The organism is Janthinobacterium sp. ROICE36 (assembly GCF_002869965.1).
GTDB lineage: Bacteria > Pseudomonadota > Gammaproteobacteria > Burkholderiales > Burkholderiaceae_D > Janthinobacterium.
Window position 1 is genome coordinate 118,543 of the sequence record NZ_PEBS01000003.1, and the last position, 16,866, is coordinate 135,408.

At 61.8% G+C, this 16,866-nt stretch carries 15 protein-coding genes; 6 read left to right on the top strand and 9 right to left on the bottom strand.

All coding sequences use genetic code 11. The features are described from left to right. Positions 1-26 precede the first annotated feature (26 nt). From CSZ94_RS02485 to CSZ94_RS02495, 3 genes are all read right to left on the bottom strand, one after another. Positions 27-923 carry an SMP-30/gluconolactonase/LRE family protein gene (locus tag CSZ94_RS02485; protein WP_102120050.1) on the bottom strand — a complete coding sequence of 299 codons (897 nt, stop codon included), beginning with the start codon at positions 921-923 and terminating at the stop codon, positions 27-29. Positions 924-933: 10 nt separating this feature from the next. Continuing rightward, positions 934-2,598 (bottom strand): glucose-6-phosphate isomerase, encoded by a 1,665-nt coding sequence (gene pgi / locus CSZ94_RS02490; RefSeq protein WP_102120051.1) that lies wholly within the window; start codon positions 2,596-2,598, stop codon positions 934-936. A 112-nt stretch (positions 2,599-2,710) separates the two neighbouring features. Further along, positions 2,711-2,932, bottom strand: coding sequence for a hypothetical protein (locus CSZ94_RS02495; protein ID WP_102120052.1), 222 nt, complete (start codon positions 2,930-2,932; stop codon positions 2,711-2,713). On the opposite strand from CSZ94_RS02495, the gene edd reads away from it, so the two are divergent. The 3 genes from edd (at position 2,933) to CSZ94_RS02510 (ending at position 6,194) form a co-directional block, all read left to right on the top strand. Continuing rightward, positions 2,933-4,846, top strand: a complete 1,914-nt coding sequence (gene edd, locus CSZ94_RS02500; RefSeq protein WP_102120053.1) for a phosphogluconate dehydratase — start codon at positions 2,933-2,935, stop codon at positions 4,844-4,846. 3 nt (positions 4,847-4,849) lie between these two features. Beyond that, positions 4,850-5,479 (top strand): bifunctional 4-hydroxy-2-oxoglutarate aldolase/2-dehydro-3-deoxy-phosphogluconate aldolase, encoded by a 630-nt coding sequence (eda, locus tag CSZ94_RS02505; RefSeq protein WP_102120054.1) that lies wholly within the window; start codon positions 4,850-4,852, stop codon positions 5,477-5,479. A 193-nt stretch (positions 5,480-5,672) separates the two neighbouring features. After that, entirely contained in the window at positions 5,673-6,194 is a 522-nt protein-coding gene (locus tag CSZ94_RS02510) for a type IV secretion protein Rhs (protein ID WP_102120055.1), read from the top strand. A 110-nt stretch (positions 6,195-6,304) separates the two neighbouring features. On the opposite strand, the gene CSZ94_RS02515 is transcribed toward CSZ94_RS02510, so the two are convergent. From CSZ94_RS02515 to CSZ94_RS02525, 3 genes are read right to left on the bottom strand one after another with little or no spacing between them, the layout of a single operon-like run. Further along, on the bottom strand, positions 6,305-7,276 hold the full coding sequence (locus tag CSZ94_RS02515) for a diguanylate cyclase domain-containing protein (RefSeq protein WP_180977332.1): 972 nt from the start codon (positions 7,274-7,276) through the stop codon (positions 6,305-6,307). A 5-nt stretch (positions 7,277-7,281) separates the two neighbouring features. After that, positions 7,282-7,908 (bottom strand): chemotaxis protein CheC, encoded by a 627-nt coding sequence (locus CSZ94_RS02520; protein WP_102120057.1) that lies wholly within the window; start codon positions 7,906-7,908, stop codon positions 7,282-7,284. Positions 7,909-7,910: 2 nt separating this feature from the next. Continuing rightward, entirely contained in the window at positions 7,911-8,279 is a 369-nt protein-coding gene (locus CSZ94_RS02525; protein ID WP_102120058.1) for a response regulator, read from the bottom strand. A 206-nt stretch (positions 8,280-8,485) separates the two neighbouring features. Between CSZ94_RS02525 and rpiA the strand changes: the two genes are divergently transcribed. Further along, positions 8,486-9,163: a ribose-5-phosphate isomerase RpiA gene (gene rpiA, locus CSZ94_RS02530; protein WP_102120059.1), complete on the top strand. Its 678-nt coding sequence runs from the start codon at positions 8,486-8,488 to the stop codon at positions 9,161-9,163. Between the two features lie 26 nt (positions 9,164-9,189). Here rpiA and CSZ94_RS02535 read toward each other — a convergent pair whose 3' ends face one another. Continuing rightward, positions 9,190-9,969: a DUF6622 family protein gene (locus tag CSZ94_RS02535; protein ID WP_374703556.1), complete on the bottom strand. Its 780-nt coding sequence runs from the start codon at positions 9,967-9,969 to the stop codon at positions 9,190-9,192. Next, a complete protein-coding gene (locus tag CSZ94_RS02540; RefSeq protein ID WP_102120061.1) occupies positions 9,888-10,160 on the bottom strand; it encodes an oxidative damage protection protein in 273 nt (90 codons plus the stop codon). The genes CSZ94_RS02535 and CSZ94_RS02540 overlap by 82 nt, the downstream gene beginning before the upstream one ends. Positions 10,161-10,379: 219 nt before the next feature. On the opposite strand from CSZ94_RS02540, the gene kdsA reads away from it, so the two are divergent. Next, complete coding sequence (gene kdsA, locus CSZ94_RS02545) at positions 10,380-11,225, top strand: 3-deoxy-8-phosphooctulonate synthase (protein ID WP_102120062.1); 846 nt, start codon at positions 10,380-10,382, stop codon at positions 11,223-11,225. A gap of 46 nt (positions 11,226-11,271) precedes the next feature. Here the strand turns inward: kdsA and argA are convergent, their stop codons facing one another. Continuing rightward, a complete protein-coding gene (gene argA, locus CSZ94_RS02550; protein ID WP_102120063.1) occupies positions 11,272-12,582 on the bottom strand; it encodes an amino-acid N-acetyltransferase in 1,311 nt (436 codons plus the stop codon). A gap of 56 nt (positions 12,583-12,638) precedes the next feature. Between argA and hrpA the strand changes: the two genes are divergently transcribed. Further along, positions 12,639-16,838 (top strand): ATP-dependent RNA helicase HrpA, encoded by a 4,200-nt coding sequence (gene hrpA, locus CSZ94_RS02555; protein WP_258000737.1) that lies wholly within the window; start codon positions 12,639-12,641, stop codon positions 16,836-16,838. The last annotated feature ends 28 nt before the right edge of the window (positions 16,839-16,866 follow it).

A 16,866-nucleotide genomic window follows, 5' to 3' on the forward strand; every position in this document is an offset into this window, starting at 1 on the left:
GGCGCTTTTTTCATGCTTGAAAATGGTTATGCCTGATACAGGTGTTCCGGCTGGCCTTCCACGTCCACGCGCACGGACAACACGTGGCCGCTCAAAGGGTAGTTGGCAAGCTCGGCGTTTGATCGCTTGTGGCTGGCGCTGGTGATGTACAGGGTGCGCAGGTCGGGGCCGCCAAACGTCAGCATGGTGGGGCAGCGCACGGGCACGGTAATTTCGCCCAGCAGGCGGCCATCGGGGGCGAAGCGTAAAATCTTGCCACCTTCAAACATGGCCGACCAGTAATTGCCTTCGCTGTCGACGGCAGCGCCGTCCGGGCGTCCGCCGTAGTCCGCCGCTTTTTTATCGGTGGAAAAGCGTTGGAATGGTTGCGGCGCGGAAATGGCTCCCGTGGCTGCGTCGAAATCAAAGCGGTCGATGCGGTGCGTGGTGGTATCCGCGTGGTACATGGTGCGCCCGTCGGGGCTGAAACCCAGGCCGTTCGACACCGTCATGCCGCCGGACCAGACCTTGCGCACCTGTCCCTTTTCCAGCACGAACATTTCCGCTGCATCGGCGCTGCGCGGCTCGAAAATGGTGCCCACCCAGAAGCGGCCGGCGGGATCGACCTTGCCATCGTTGAAGCGCGTGGTGGCCATGTCGAACGGCGCCGCAGCGATTTCCGCCAGGCTGCCCGTCTTCGTGTCGAGGTGGGCGAAGCCACTGCGCAAGGCCACGATCAGGCCGCCGCCAGCGTTGATGGCCAGCGCAGACGGTTCCGTCGGCATGTTCCAATGGTCATGCTGGCCGCTGGCCGGGTGCAAGCAGTGCACGGCGCGGCCATCGATGTCGACCCAGTACAGGGCCGCTTCCTTGCCATGCCACAGCGGGCATTCACCCACTTGCATGGCTTTGTCGCTGACTACCTTGATTTCGTAAATATTCATCTATCTCTTTTTAATATGCGGCTTTTGCTGCTTTCGCCAAGGCAATCAAGCCATTGGTCGAGCTGTCGTGGTGGTCGGGACGGGCTTCGCCCGTCAGTTCGGCCTGGATTTTCTTCGCCAGCACCTTGCCCAGTTCCACGCCCCACTGGTCGAAACTGTTGACGTTCCACAAGACGCCTTGCACGAAGGTCTTGTGTTCGTACAGCGCGATCAGGGCGCCCAGGGTGGTCGGGGTCAGCTGGTCCATCAAGATGGTGTTGCTGGGGCGGTTGCCGGGGAAGGTCTTGTGCGGCACCAGCGCTTCGATCTCGCTTTCCGGCAAGCCTTGCGACTGCAGATCAAGACGAACTTCCTCGCCCGTCTTGCCCGTCATGAAGGCTTCCGACTGGGCGAAGCAGTTGGCCAGCAGGGCGTCGTGGTGGCCGGGCAAATCGTGCGTGGCGCGCAGGGCAGCGATGAAATCGATGGGTGTGATGTCGGTGCCCTGGTGCAGCAGCTGGAAATATGCGTGCTGTGCATTCGTGCCGCAATCGCCCCAGATGACGGGGCCGGTCGGTACGTCGACGGGCACGCCATCCTTGGTGACGCGCTTGCCGTTGCTTTCCATGTCCAGTTGTTGCAAATAGGCGGCAAAACGGCTCAAGTCCTGGTGATACGGCGCGATGGAAACGGAACCGCAATCGAGGAACTGGCGGTTCCAGAAGCCCACCATGGCCAGCACCACGGGCATGTTCTGTTCCAGCGGCGCCTGGCGGAAGTGCTGGTCCATCGCATGCGCGCCGGCGAGGAAATCGCTGAAGTATTCAAAACCCACGGACAGGGCCACGGCCAGGCCGATCGAAGACCAGACGGAATAGCGGCCACCGACCCAGTCCCAGAACGGGAACATATTGTCCGGCGAAATGCCGAAGTCGACGATGGCTTGCGTGTTGGTCGAAACGGCCACAAAATGTTGGGCCAGGTCCTTTTCTTCGCCTTCGAGCAGGAACCAGGCACGCGCCGTGTTGGCGTTGAGCATGGTTTCGGCCGTGACGAAGGTTTTCGAGGCCACGATGAACAAGGTCGTTTCCGGATCGACTTTGGACAGGGTCGCTTCCATGTCGTGCCCGTCGACGTTGGAAACAAAGTGCATTTCCAGACCCGGGTTGGCATAGGAGCGCAGGGCCAGGCAAGCCATTTTCGGACCCAGGTCCGAACCGCCGATGCCGATGTTGACGATGTCGCAAATCGGTTTGCCCGTGTAGCCGAGCCAGTTGCCATTGCGCACCTTGTCCGTAAACGCTTTCACGCGTTGCAGCACATCTTGCACGTCGGCATCGATATCCTGGCCATCGACCACCAGCTTCGTGCCGCGTGGCGCGCGCAAGGCAGTATGCAGAACGGCCCGATGTTCGGTAAGATTGATTTTCTCGCCCGTAAACATCGCTTCGCGCTGCGCTTCCACGCCGCGCTCGCGGGCCAGGTCCATCAGCAGGGCCATGGCGCTGGCGTCGACTCTGTTCTTCGAGTAATCGAGCAACAGTCCTGCCGCATCGACCGTCATGGTCGAGAAACGCGCGGGGTCGGCGGCGAACAGCTGGCGCAGATGCACTTCGCGCAGGCTGGCGCTATGCGCTTGCAGGGACTGGAAACTGGCGGTGGCGGTGATGGCAGGAGTAGGTGCTGGCTGGCGCATGGCGGTCGGCTTGGGTGCTTGTCTCGGTTGAAAGGAGCGCGGCGCGTTCATCGTGGCGAACGGGTGTGCCGGCGTTGGTGTGAGAATAATACATCAAAAAAACGTAATTTCACTACAGATTGCGACGGGAAGCCGATTTTTCCGTGCTTTTTTCAGCGATTGCGCCAGTGATATAAGCGATATGTTGGCAGGTGCTGATACGCGATATTGCTCGGCTTGGCTTTGATAGGCCGCAATCTGTGGCATATTTCTGTTGTTGGCCCATGCAAGCGTGCTTCTTCTTCACCATTTTGTAGTAAAATTTCACAAAATACTCATTTTTAAGGAAATCCATATGGCGCTGCATCCAGTAGTCGAATCCGTAACAGCGCGCATCATCGCGCGCAGCCGGCCATCGCGCGGCGCCTACCTGGCGCATCTGGATGCGGCCCGCATCCAGGGCGTGCAGCGCGGCGCCCTGTCGTGCACCAACCTGGCGCACGGCTTTGCCGCCTTTCCCGCCAACGACAAGCTGTCGCTGAAGGAATACAAGAAGCCGTCCGTGGCCATCGTCTCCTCGTACAACGACATGCTGTCGGCGCACCAGCCGTTTGAAGGCTTTCCGCAGATCATCAAGCAAGCCGTGCGCGAAGTGGGCGCCGTGGCCCAGTTCGCCGGTGGCGTGCCCGCCATGTGCGATGGCGTGACGCAAGGCCAGCCGGGCATGGAACTGTCGCTGTTTTCGCGTGACACCATCGCCATGTCGACGGCCGTGGCGCTGTCGCACAATATGTTCGATGCGGCCCTGTACCTGGGCGTGTGCGACAAGATCGTGCCGGGCCTGCTGATTGGCGCCCTGCACTTCGGCCATTTGCCCGCTGTCTTTGTGCCGGCCGGTCCGATGACGTCGGGCCTGTCGAACCAGGAAAAAGCCAAGGTGCGCCAACTGTATGCGCAAGGCAAGGCCACGCGCGAAGACTTGCTCGAAGGCGAATCGAAAGCTTACCACGGCGCCGGCACCTGTACTTTTTATGGTACTGCCAACAGCAACCAGATGCTGATGGAAGTGATGGGCTTGCACTTGCCGGGCGCCGCCTTCATCACGCCGAACACGCCGCTGCGCGATGCGCTGACAAAAGCTGCCGCCCAGCGCGCTGCGGGCATCACGGCGCAAAGCGCCAATTACTTGCCAGTCGGCCATATCGTCGACGAGAAATGTATCGTCAACGCCGTCGTGGGCTTGCTGGCCACGGGCGGTTCGACCAACCACACTTTGCACCTGGTGGCGATCGCCAAGGCGGCCGGCATCGTCATCGACTGGAACGATTTTAATGAACTGTCGGCCATCGTGCCGATGCTCACGCGCATCTACCCGAACGGCGACGCCGACGTGAACCATTTCCACGCTGCCGGCGGCACCGGCTATTTGATCCGCGAACTGCTGGACGCGGGCTTGCTGCATGAAGACGTCAACACCATCCTGGGCCGCGGCTTGCGCGCGCACTGCATGGAACCGTTCCTGGGCGAAGACGGCAAGGTCTTCTGGAAGGATGCTCCGGCCGCCAGCGCCGACGAAAACGTGCTGCGCCCCGCTTCGAACCCGTTCGCGCCGGACGGCGGCATGGTTCTCGTCGCGGGCAACCTGGGCCGCGCCGTGATGAAGGTTTCGGCCGTCAAGCCGCAGCACCGCACGGTGGAAGCGCCGGCATTGGTGTTCAATTCGCAGGAAGCGTTCATGACCGCCTACAAGGCCGGCACGCTGGACCGCGACTTTGTCGCCGTGCTGCGCTTCCAGGGGCCGCGCGCCAACGGCATGCCGGAACTGCATGCGCTGACCCCCGCGCTGGCCAACCTGCAGGATGCGGGGCGCCAGGTGGCGCTGGTTACCGATGGCCGCATGTCGGGCGCGTCGGGCAAGGTGCCGGCTGCCATCCACGTGTCGCCTGAAATCCTCGCCGGCGGCCCGCTGGGCCTGGTGCGCGACGGCGACATCATCCGCCTCGACGCCTTCACCGGCGTGCTCGAGGCGCTGGTGCCTGCCGACGTCTGGCACGCGCGTGCGCTGGTCACGGCGGACCTGTCGCCGAACCACGTCGGCATGGGCCGCGAGCTGTTTTCCATGTTCCGTTCTACCGTCAGCGCGGCGGAAGAAGGTGCTACCACCTTCGGCCTGCCGTCGCCGATTCCCACCACCGTCGCCTTGCACGACGCCGACAATGTCGGTGATACTGTACCCGGTTCCGATGAAGACTTTTTGGCTAGGAAATAAGAGATGACCATGACACTACTGGAAATTATGCGCACCTCGAGCGTGATCCCCGTGATTGCGATCGACGATCCTGAACACGCCGTACCGCTGGCGCGCGCGCTGGTGGCAGGCGGCATCCGCGTGCTGGAAGTGACCCTGCGCACCAAGCATGGCCTGGAAGCGATCCGCGCCATGTCGGCCGTGCCGGGCGCCATCGTTGGCGTCGGTACGCTCACGCGTCCTGAAGAATTCGTCCAGGCGCGCGATGCGGGCGCCGTCTTCGGTGTCTCGCCTGGCCTGACGTCGGCCCTGGTGGCGGCGGCGAAAAGCAGCGGCCTGCCACTGCTGCCGGGCGTGATGACGCCCGGTGAGGTGATGGCGGCGCGTGAAAACGGCTTCCAGCAGCTGAAACTGTTCCCGGCCGTGCCGGCCGGCGGCATCGGCATGCTCAATGCCCTCTACGGCCCGCTGCCGGACATCACCTTCTGCCCGACGGGCGGCATCTCGCAAGAGACGGCGTCGCAATTTTTGGCCTGCAAGAACGTCGCCTGCGTGGGCGGTTCGTGGCTGACGCCGAAAGACGCGATCGCGGCCGGTAACTGGGATCGCATCACGGAAATCGCCAAAGCAGCCAGCGGCCTGCGTTCGGCGTAGTCGTACCTGACATAAGCTACTGCGCGTCGCGCCTTGCAGCTTGCGATGCTCACCGGCTCGGCGCCCCCGTACAGAGTACGGTTGCGCTTCCTGGCCACAAATCGCTGCCGCTCGCTACGCTTCTGTCAGCTACTGCAGTTATAGTATTCGGCAAGCTTTCATGCTTGCCGCTTCTTTCTTTTGACGGAGTGCCATGCGCGTGCTGCGCCGCCCCCTGACCATCGGTGAGACCGCCATGGCCCGCAGCGTCTTTCACGGCGCCATCGACTACGCGCGCGTGCGCGTCGTGCGCGGCGCCTTTCTACCGTTTGGCTTGCAAGACCAGAACACGGCGATGACGCCGCGCGGCAGCCTGCACTTCATGCCGGCCCAGTACCGCGACGATTTTTCCCGCGAAGGCAACAGCGGCAAGCTGTTCTTCATCCACGAGATGGTGCACGTGTGGCAGTACCAGCTTGGCTACTGCGTGCTGCTGCATGGCGTGCTGCTGGCGCTGCGCGGCGGCTATATCCGGCAGCGCGCCTACCGCTACGACGCGCAGGCAGGCGGCATCCTGTCCGACTTCAACATGGAACAGCAGGGCGACATCATCGCCCACTACTTCGGCGCGCGCCAACTGGGCATTCCCGCCTACGTGGCAAAGCTGCCGCAACTGCAGGACATCCTGCAAGGCTTCCTGCTCGACCCTGCCGAGCGCCGCCTGCTGCCGCGCTGAGGCCAGCGTCACGGAGTCGTGTTCGATGCCAGGCGCATGGCCGGGGCGGTAGATGCTGCTGCCCATGCTGCCCGGCAGTTTATTGGCACCCTTTTTCCTGCATTGCTTTTTTACAGCGGCTGCACCATTACACGGTTGCGTCCGGCGCCCTTGGCCAGGTACAGGGCGCGGTCGGCGGCGCCGATCAGTGCAGAGATGGCCAGCGGCTGCTGCGGATGCTGCGTGGCGATGCCGATGCTGACCGTGATGTACTTGACGTCATTGCCCGTCTTGGCATGCGGAATGCGCAGTGCGGCGGCCCGCTGGCGGATCGCCTCGGCCATGCGCAGCGCCTGCGCCGCGTCCGTGTCGGGCAGGATGGCGGCAAATTCTTCGCCGCCATAGCGCGCCAGCAGGTCGGTGGGGCGCTGCAGCATGGCGGCCAGTTCGGCTGCCACGCGGATCAGGCAGTCATCGCCCTGCTGGTGGCCGTAATGGTCGTTGTAATCCTTGAAATGGTCAATGTCGATCATCAGCAGCGACAGGGGGCTGCCCGTGCGCATGGCGCGCCGCATTTCCTTCTCGATCGCCACGTCGAAGTGGCGGCGGTTGGCGATGCCCGTCAAGCCGTCGGAAAAGGTTTGCGAGCGCAAGACCATGGTCTGTTCGCGTAGCAGCTTTTCGCGGCCCACGGCGATGGTGACATCATTGATCTGGATCAGGCAATGGCGCGGCGAACCGGGTAGATTGATCGGAGTGACGGCGATAGCCTGCTGCATGCGTTCCTGGCCTTCGGCCGCACCAGCGGCCGCGCCATGCGTGTACAGGGCAAACGTCGCCTTGTGCAGGGTTTGCGACAGCAGCGACTGGAAATTGTCGCGCAGGGCCTGGGTGATGGCCGAATCGATGCGCTTGTGCTGCAGTTCCGGATAAACGGCGAAGAAGTCCTGGCCCAGCACGGCGTCGGCCTGGCACGCCGAGTGGCGCGCCATCCAGTGGTTCCACAGCACGATGCGGTGCTGCTCGTCGAGCACGATGGCGCCCAGGTTGATGGCACCGAGTATGCTTTCCATCAGGCCGAGTCGGTGTAATGCCTCCGGCATGATCGTCACGCCTGTCCCAGGACCTTGGCCAGATAGTGGCTGACCTGCTGTTTCAGGTCGTGCAAGGCGGACAGGTCGAGCACGAAGGCGACATAGCCGTGGATCTGGTGCTTGGACAGCACGAAGTCGATATGCAGCATCAGCACGACGGCATCGTCATCGTGGCCGCCGAACGAGGACAGGATTTCCGCGCTGGTGCCCACGTGATACAGGGGCAGCGAACCATGCAGTTCGCTGTCGAACAGGTTGGCCAGCGTGCCCACGCAGGAGTTGAGGATGATGTTGCCGATTTCGCTCATCGCCTCCTGTTCCATCTCCGTCAGTTCCTGCAGCGGCATGGCGTCGCCCACCATCAGGCGCACGATTTCCAGGCTCTTGTCTTCCGGGAACATCAGGATGGCTTCGGTGGCGAAGGCGCCATCGTAATGCTGGCTGACGCCGCAGATGCGTTCGCCATCCTTCTTGCTGCCCAGCAGGGCGGCCGCGTCGGCACGGTTCAGGAAGGTGATCGACGGCACCGACATGGTCACTTCTTCATTCACGATCTCGCTCATCGCGGCGGCGGCATGGCCCACGCCGATGTTGAATATCTCTACCAGGGCATCGTTTTCGAGTTCGGTGAGATTGATCATGTTCACAGTCCCAGTGATTCGATCAGTTGGTGGATGCGGGTTTCCGTGATGGGTTTTTCCATGAAGCCCACGCCTAGTTCGCTGGCGCGGTTGCGGATGGCGTTTTGCACATTCGCCGTGACGAGAATGATGTGTGTTTGCGGACACAGCACGCGCAATTGTTCCGCTGCCGCCACGCCGCCCATGCCGGGCATATTGACATCCAGTAAGATCAGGATAGGGCTGAGTGTCTTGACTTTTTCCAGGGCTTCTTCACCTGTCGCCGCCTCAATCACTTGCCAATCGGCATGTTTGCTGAGGATGAACTGATGCGACATCAAACGTGAAACCCGGCTGTCATCGACAACAAGTACCTGTTTACTGTGATTCATTTGCTATTCCTGAAACGTCATATCGGGCTATCGTTCCATTTTCGCATATTTTAAAGGGCATAGAGAGTAATTGAATGGGGAATTGCCCTAGGGCAAAGTTTTCCCACTTGTCTGTTGTATCGAATGGCATGGGCGGTCATCATGGCCGGCTGGCCGGGCTGGCAATCCGTTAAAATAGCGCCATTCCCCACTTTAGCCTGAATGTCATGACCCAAGACGAATTGAAGCAAGCCGTAGCCCGTGCCGCCATTGATTACGTAGTCGATGGTGAAATCATCGGTGTCGGCACCGGTTCCACCGCCAATTTTTTCATCGATGAACTGGCCAAGATCAAGGACCGCATCAAAGGCACGGTCGCATCGTCCGAAGCGACGGCCGCGCGCCTGGCAGGCCATGGCATTACCGTCTTCGACTTGAATGACGTCGAGTCGATCGCCGTCTACATCGACGGCGCCGATGAAATCACGGCCAGCGGCGCCATGATCAAGGGCGGCGGCGCGGCATTGACGCGTGAAAAGATTGTGGCCTCCGTAGCGAAACAGTTCGTTTGCATCGCCGACGGCTCCAAGCTGGTGGGCACTTTGGGCGCCTTCCCGCTGCCGGTGGAAGTGGTGCCGATGGCGCGCGCCGCCGTATCGCGCCAGTTGGCCGCGCTGGGCGGTACGCCCCGCTTGCGCCTGAAGGCTGGCAGCACGCAAGCCTTCATTACCGACAACGGCGGCGAAATCATCGACGTGCTGGGCTTGCAGATCGCCGATCCGGTGGCGCTGGAACAGCAGATCAACCAGATCGTCGGCGTCATCGCCGTCGGCTTGTTCGCCGTGCGCGGCGCCAATGTTTGTCTGCTGGGCATGCCGGAAGGCGTGCGGACGCTGGCCTACTAAGTCGATAGCCGGCGTGTGCACCTGTCTTACACGGCGGCCCCTTGCGGGCCGCTTGTCATATACGCCTGGCGATACACTGCCACGGTGCGCAGCAAGCCCCCGAGAAAGATGCCGCTGAAGCCACCGTAGGCGAGGCAGACGGGCACGATGAAGCCGGTCGCATGGGCATAAGCGGGCGCGATGGCCAGGGTCACGGCGACCGCATATTTCATGCAGAAGATGCTCATCATCAAGATCAATGGCACCCAGCTGCCAGGGCGTTGCACGCTGCCCCGCTGGGGAATGGCGACTATTTTGCGCGGATCGCTCAGCGTCCAGGCCAGCGCCACACCGGCCAGGGCGCCGGCGGTCCAGGCGAATGGCGCGATGCCGGCCAAGCCGAAGCTGCCGTACACGCCGCTCAGGGACAGGGCCAGCATGACCAGGGGAATGATGCACAGCTTGCGCAAGGTCACTTCGCGTGCGCGGCTGGCCAGCACGCCGCGGTACACGAGAAAGCCCAGGATGGCCCAGACGTAGAGGGGAGTGTGGCTGAAGATGTGCTGCAACATGGGGTCCGCCTTGGTGTGAGGTTGTCGATGGACGTACTGTGCCAGCGGGCGGCGTGGGCGGCGAGGTGCTTGCGACGAAACGGGGAGGCGGTGCCGTGAAACGGCGGGGGAGGGCGTGAAACGCAGGTGAAACTGCCCGTGACGCGGCGGCCACGGGCGGGAATGCTTGAAACTTACTCGGTAGGGGGCACGTAACCCATGGCCGCATCGGCGCCATCGCCGAAGAAATGTTTTTCCATCTGCGTGGCCAGGTATTTGCGGGCGCGCGCATCGGCCAGGTTCAAACGGTTTTCATTGACCAGCATGGTCTGGTGCTTGAGCCAGGCGGCCCACGCTTCTTTCGACACCGATGCGTAAATCTTCTTGCCCAGTTCGCCCGGGTACGGTGGGAAATCCAGTCCTTCGGCTTCCTTGTTGAGTTTGATGCAGTGGATCGTGCGGGCCATCTGTGCTCCTGAATCAGTGTAGAGATAAAGCGTGATTATAAGGCACTTTGCGCCTGCCCTCGCGGGGCCGTCACGGCCAGCTTGCATGGCGTTTATCGAGCCCTTGCGCTGGATCAAATTTGATCTGTGCCGCCCTAGCTAGTAAGATGCCTTATCGCGCCAGCCGCTGGCTGCGCCTCGTCCAAGTAAGTAATAGCAATTAACTAATATGGAATCCCTATGACCTCAGTGAAAGTCCATGGCATCGACGTCAGCAATGAAGGTAGCTTCGTGTTGTTTGGTGGCATCAACGTGCTCGAATCGCGCGATCTCGCCATGCGCGCCTGCGAAGAATATGTGCGCGTGACGCAAAAACTGGGCATTCCCTATGTGTTCAAGGCCAGTTTCGACAAGGCCAACCGTTCTTCGATCCATTCCTACCGCGGCCCTGGCCTGGAAGAAGGTATGCGCATCTTCCAGGACGTGAAGGCGGCGTTCGGCGTGCCCGTAATTACCGACGTGCATGAGCCATGGCAGGCGCAGCAGGTGGCCGAAGTGGTCGACGTGCTGCAACTGCCCGCCTTTCTGGCGCGCCAGACGGACCTGGTCGTGGCCCTGGCGAAAACGGGTAAAGTCATCAACATCAAGAAGCCGCAATTTCTGAGCCCTGGCCAGATGGCCAATATCGTCGAGAAATTCAAGGAAGCGGGCAACGAGCAATTGATCCTGTGCGACCGTGGCACCTGCCTGGGCTACGACAACCTGGTGGTCGACATGCTGGGCTTTGGCGTGATGAAGAAGACGTGCGACGACTTGCCTATCATCTTCGACGTCACGCACGCGCTGCAGCAGCGCGACCCCGGCGGCGCCGCCTCGGGCGGGCGCCGCCAGCAAGTAGCGGATCTGGCCCGTGCCGGCCTGGCCGTCGGCATCGCCGGTCTGTTCCTGGAAGCCCATCCGGACCCGGACAACGCCCGCTGCGACGGCCCCAGCGCCCTGCCACTGGACCAGCTGGAACCATTCCTGGCGCAATTGAAGGCGCTCGATGACCTGGTCAAGTCGTTTGCGCCACTGAATATCCAGTAATGATATCGAGGTAAAGGAAAAGCCCGGATGCCGGGCTTTTTCAGTTTTACAGGGTTTTAATTAACACCTGCGACTTGCGCTGCCAGTTATACATATGCTGGCGGTCCTTCGGCAAATCGTCGACGGTGGCCGGCACGAAGCCCCGCTTCTTGAACCAGTGCGAGGTGCGCGTGGTCAGCACGAACAGTTTGTTCAGGCCGGCGGCGCGGGCGCGGTTTTCCATGTGTTTCAGGATGCGCTCGCCGTCGCCCTGGGCTTGCACTTCGGGGTTGACGGTCAAACATGCCATTTCCGCCATCTTTTGCGCGGGGAAGGGGTACAGGGCGGCGCAGCCGAAGATCACGCCATCATGCTCGATGACGGAGAAATAATCGATTTCGCGCTCGATCAGCTCGCGGCCCCGCTTCACCAAAGTGCCGTCCGCTTCCAGCGGCTCGATCAGTTTAATAATCCCGCCCACATCTTCGATGGTCGCCTGGCGCAGGCTTTCCAGGTTTTCATGGCTGATCATGGTGCCCACGCCATCATGGGTAAATAATTCCAGCAGGGCCGAACCGTCCATCGAGAAGGGCACGATGTGCGAGCGCTCGACGCCGTTGTGGCATGCCTTGACGCAATGTTTCAGGTAAAACGCCGTGGCGTCCGGCAAGAAGCCGGCCATCAGCACGGCTTCGGCCTGGTGCGACGACAGTTCGCGGATTTTCACGCCCGTGGCGTCTTCCATCATCGGTGTTTCCGTGATGAAAATCAGCTTGTCCGCATGCAGGGCGATGGCGGCGCTGCAAGCCACGTCTTCCATGGTCAGGTTGAACGCTTCGCCGGTCGGTGAGAAACCCAGCGGCGACAGCAGCACGAGGCCGTCCGAACCGAGGATGGAATGGATGGTTTCGGCGTCGACCTTGCGCGTGATGCCCGTCAGTTCCAGGTCCACGCCATCGATCACGCCCAGCGGGCGCGCCGTGATGAAGTTGCCGGAAATGATACGGATGGCCGCATGCGACATGGGCGTGTTCGGCAAGCCCTGGCTGAACGCGGCCTCGATATCGAGGCGCAGCTCGCCGGCCGCTTCCTTCGCGCATTCCAGCGCGGCGATGTCCGTGATGCGCACGCCGTTGTGAAAGCGGCCTTCGACATTGCGCAAGGCCAGTTGTTCCGCCACTTGCGGCCGCGAGCCGTAGACGACGGTGACATTGATGTCCAGCGCATGCAGCAGGGACAAATCATGGGCCAGCACCTGCAGCGCCCCGGCGCTGACGAGTTCACCGGGGAAGGCGACCACGAAGGTCTTGCCGCGAAAGGCGTGGATGTAGGGCGCGACGGAGCGCAGCCATTGGACGAATTGGGTAGGGTTTTCCATTAAGCGCATTATAATTCGCTGCGCGATGTGCGCGCTTAAAATACCTGTAAAAAACAATGTCTTCAGCCAGCAATAAGTCTTCCCCTCCTTCCATCGTTGCAAATGTGCCCGCCAGCGGGGATGTTTCCACGCCTGCCGCCACGCCTGCGCAGGGCCGCCAGCGCCCGCCCGTGAGCCAGCAAAGGGCGCAGCAGCCACGCACGGAACAGCAGAAACAGCAACAGCAGCAGCGCGCGCCGCGCCCGCCGCGCGAGGGGCAGGCGCCGCGCAATGAGCAGGCTGGCCGCGAAGAGCGCGAGCGCCGTGACGCAGCCCGCGCGGCGCGCGAGGCGGAAAAGGCCTTCCGCAATCCGCTGCCACCGATTACCTATCCGGAAGACTTGCCCGTCTCGGGCCGGCGCGCCGAAATCGCCAAGGCCCTGATGGAAAACCAGGTCATCATCGTCTCGGGCGAGACGGGGTCCGGCAAGACGACGCAGTTGCCGAAGATTTGCCTGGAACTGGGACGTGGCCAGAAGGGCATGATCGGCCACACGCAGCCGCGCCGCATCGCCGCCTCGTCGACGGCCAAGCGCATCGCGCAGGAACTCGGTACGCCGCTGGGCGAAACGGTGGGCTTCAAGGTGCGCTTTACCGATACCCTGAGCCGTGGCGCCTCCGTCAAGCTGATGACGGACGGTATCTTGCTGGCCGAGACGCAGACCGACCCGTTGTTGAAAAATTACGACACCATCATCATCGATGAAGCGCATGAACGCAGCCTGAACATCGATTTCCTGCTCGGTTATCTGAAACAGCTGCTGCCGCGCCGGCCCGATTTAAAAATTATCATCACCTCGGCCACCATCGATGCGGAACGCTTTTCGCGCCATTTCGGCACGCCGGAAAAACCCGCGCCCGTGATCGAAGTGTCGGGCCGTCTGTACCAGGTGGAAGTGCGCTATCGTCCCGTGGAGCGCGAGCAGGTAACCATGCCGGGCGCAGGCAGCAATGCCGACAAGCCGGGCCAGCGCACGGCCGCTGCGCGTGAAAAGCGCGACCTGATGGATGCCGTCGTCGATGGCGTGGAAGAGCTGTGTCGCATCGGCTCGGGCGATGTGCTGGTGTTCCTGCCGGGCGAGCGCGAAATCCGCGACTGCGCCGAAGCGCTGCGCAAGCACCATCCGCCGCACGTGGAAATCTTGCCCCTGTTCGCGCGCCTGTCGGCCGAAGAGCAGGAACGCGTCTTCAAGACCAGCAATGCGCGCCGCATCGTGCTGGCCACCAACGTGGCGGAAACCTCGCTGACCGTGCCCGGCATCCGCTACGTGGTCGACGCGGGCCTGGCGCGGGTCAAGCGTTACAGCTACCGCAATAAAGTCGAGCAGCTGCAGGTCGAGCCGATCGCCCAGTCGGCCGCCAACCAGCGCGCCGGCCGCTGCGGCCGCGTGGCCGATGGCGTCTGCATCCGTTTGTATGAAGAGCAGGATTATTTGCTGCGGCCGAAGTTTACCGAGCCGGAAATCCTGCGCTCTTCGCTGGCCGCCGTCATCCTGCGCATGAAATCCTTGCACCTGGCGGATGTGGAAACCTTCCCCTTCATCGAGCCGCCGCTGGCGCGCGCGGTGGCCGATGGTTACCAGCTGCTGCAGGAACTGGGCGCCGTCGACGAGGTCAATCAGCTCACGCCGCTGGGCAACAAGCTGGCCAAGCTGCCGCTCGATCCGCGCGTGGGCCGCATGATCCTGGCTGCGCTCGAGAACGCCTGCCTGGCGGAAGTGCTGATCGTCGCCTCGGCCCTGTCCGTGCAAGATCCGCGCGACCGCCCGATGGAGCACCAGCAGGCGGCCGACGAGGCGCACAAGAAATTTGCCGATGAAAAGTCGGAATTCTTGAGCTACCTGAAAATCTGGCGCTGGTTCGAATCCGCCATCGAGCACAAGAAAACCAACCGCCAGTTGCAGGACAATTGCCGCACGAATTTCCTGTCGCAGATGCGCTTGCGCGAATGGCGCGACGTGCATTCGCAGTTGTTGACCATCGTCAAGGAACAGGGCTGGCGATTGAATGAGGCGCCCGCTACCTATGATAATCTGCACATGGCCTTGCTGACTGGCTTGCTGGGCAATATCGGTTTCAAGGGCGAAGACGAGCCGGGTGCCGGGTATCTGGGCGCGCGCGGCATCAAGTTCCATATCTGGCCCGGTTCCTCGCTGCTGAAAAAGCCGGGCAAATGGATCATGGCGGCCGAACTGGTCGACACCACGCGATTGTACGCGCGCTGCGTGGCGCAGATCCAGCCCGAGTGGCTGGAAAAAGTGGGCGAGCACCTGCTGAAGAAATCGTGGGGCGAGCCGCGCTGGGAAAAACGCTCGGCGCAAGTGACGGCATCGGAACGGGCGACTTTATATGGCCTGGTGGTGTACAGCCAGCGCCGCATCAATTACGGCAATTTCAACTTGCCGGAAGCGCGCGAAATCTTCATCCGCGACGCCCTGGTCGGCGGCGACTTCGACACGCGCGCGCCATTCTTTGCGCACAACCATAAACTGATCAAGGATATCGAAAACCTCGAGCACAAATCGCGCCGCCTGGACGTGCTGGTCGACGATGAATTGATCGCCGCCTTCTACAACAAGCTGCTGCCGGCGGACGTGTGCAATGGCGCCGGCTTTGAAAAATGGCACAAGGAAGCCACGCGCGAGCACCCCAAGCTGCTGTATCTGAACCGCGAAGAACTGATGCGCCACGAGGCGGCCGGCGTGACCACCGACTTGTTCCCGAAAAACATGTCCGTGACGGCCCTGGAAATAGGCCTCACCTACCACTTCGAACCGGGCAGCGTGCGCGATGGCGTGACGTTGAGCGTGCCGCTGTATGCGCTGAATCAGTTGCCGCGCGAGCGCTGCGAATGGCTGGTGCCTGGCATGCTGAAAGAAAAAGTGCATCTGCTATTAAAATCCTTGCCGCAAAAGCTGCGCCGCCACTGCGTGCCGCTGCCCGATTATGCGGCGAAGTTCTGCGAACGCGTGCATGAAGCGGGCGTGTTTGGCCGCGGCGATCTTGTAGACGCCATCATCCTCGACATCCGCACGCAGATCACGATCAATGTGCTGACGATGGACTTCAAGCCGGAAACCCTGCCTGCCCATCACTTCATGAATTTCAAGGTCATCGACGAGCATGGCCGCCAACTGGACATGGGCCGCAACCTGGCCACCCTGCAGGCGGAATTCGGCGGCCAGGCGCGCCAGAGTTTCCAGAAGCTGGCCGAAGTGTCGGGCGTCTCCGGCACGGGTACGCCCGGTGCCAAGGTGGCGGGCGCGCAAGTGGCGTCGCGGCTGCAGGCGCAGAGCGCCACCGTCGCAGCAGGCAAGGGCGCGTCCGCCCCTGCCGCACCGGCAGCGGCGAATGCCAGCGTCTCGCAGCACATGGGCTTGACGGGCTGGACCTTCGGCGAATTGCCGGAATTGCTGGAAATCGTGCAGGGCAAGCTGACACTGATTGGTTTCCCAGCCCTGGTTGACAAGGGCACGCATTGCGACCTGGAAGTGTTTGACGACCCGACGGTAGCCGCGCGCACGCACAAGGTGGGTTTGCGCCGATTGTTCGCGCTGCAAATGAAGGAACAGATCAAGTACGTCGAGAAAAGCATCCCTGGCTTACAGCAGATGGGCATGCAATTCATGGCCCTGGGATCGCAGGAAGAACTGCGTGAGCAAATCATCAACAAGGCGCTCGACATCGCCTGCCTGCAAGAGCCGCTGCCGCTGGACGCCGCCTCGTTTGCCAAGCGCCAGGCGGAGGGCAAGTCGCGCCTTGTGTTGCTGGTGAATGAAATCGCACGCCTGCTGTCGCAAGTGCTGACGGAATTCCACGGCTTGCCCAAGCGCCTGCAGAATATTCCCGCAGCGGCGGCATCCGACATCCAGTCGCAGCTGCAGGGACTCGTGCATAAACGCTTCCTGACGGAAAACGAGTACACGCAACTGGCGCACTTCCCCCGCTATTTGAAGGCGATCAATGTGCGCCTGGAAAAGCTGCGCGCCGACCCCGCGCGCGACACCAAGTTGATGGCCGAATGGCAATCGGCGGCCGCGCCGTACTTGCGTCAGGCCAAGGACCGCCAGGCGGGCAAGAACACGGACCCGAAACTGGTCGATTTTCGCTGGATGCTGGAAGAGTTGCGCGTGTCCCTGTTTGCGCAGGAATTGCGCACGCCTATGCCTGTTTCTGCCAAAAGGTTACAGAAAGTATGGGAGTCGATGCAGCGCTAGGTTTCTACCCCCCCCCAGTATTTGTCTG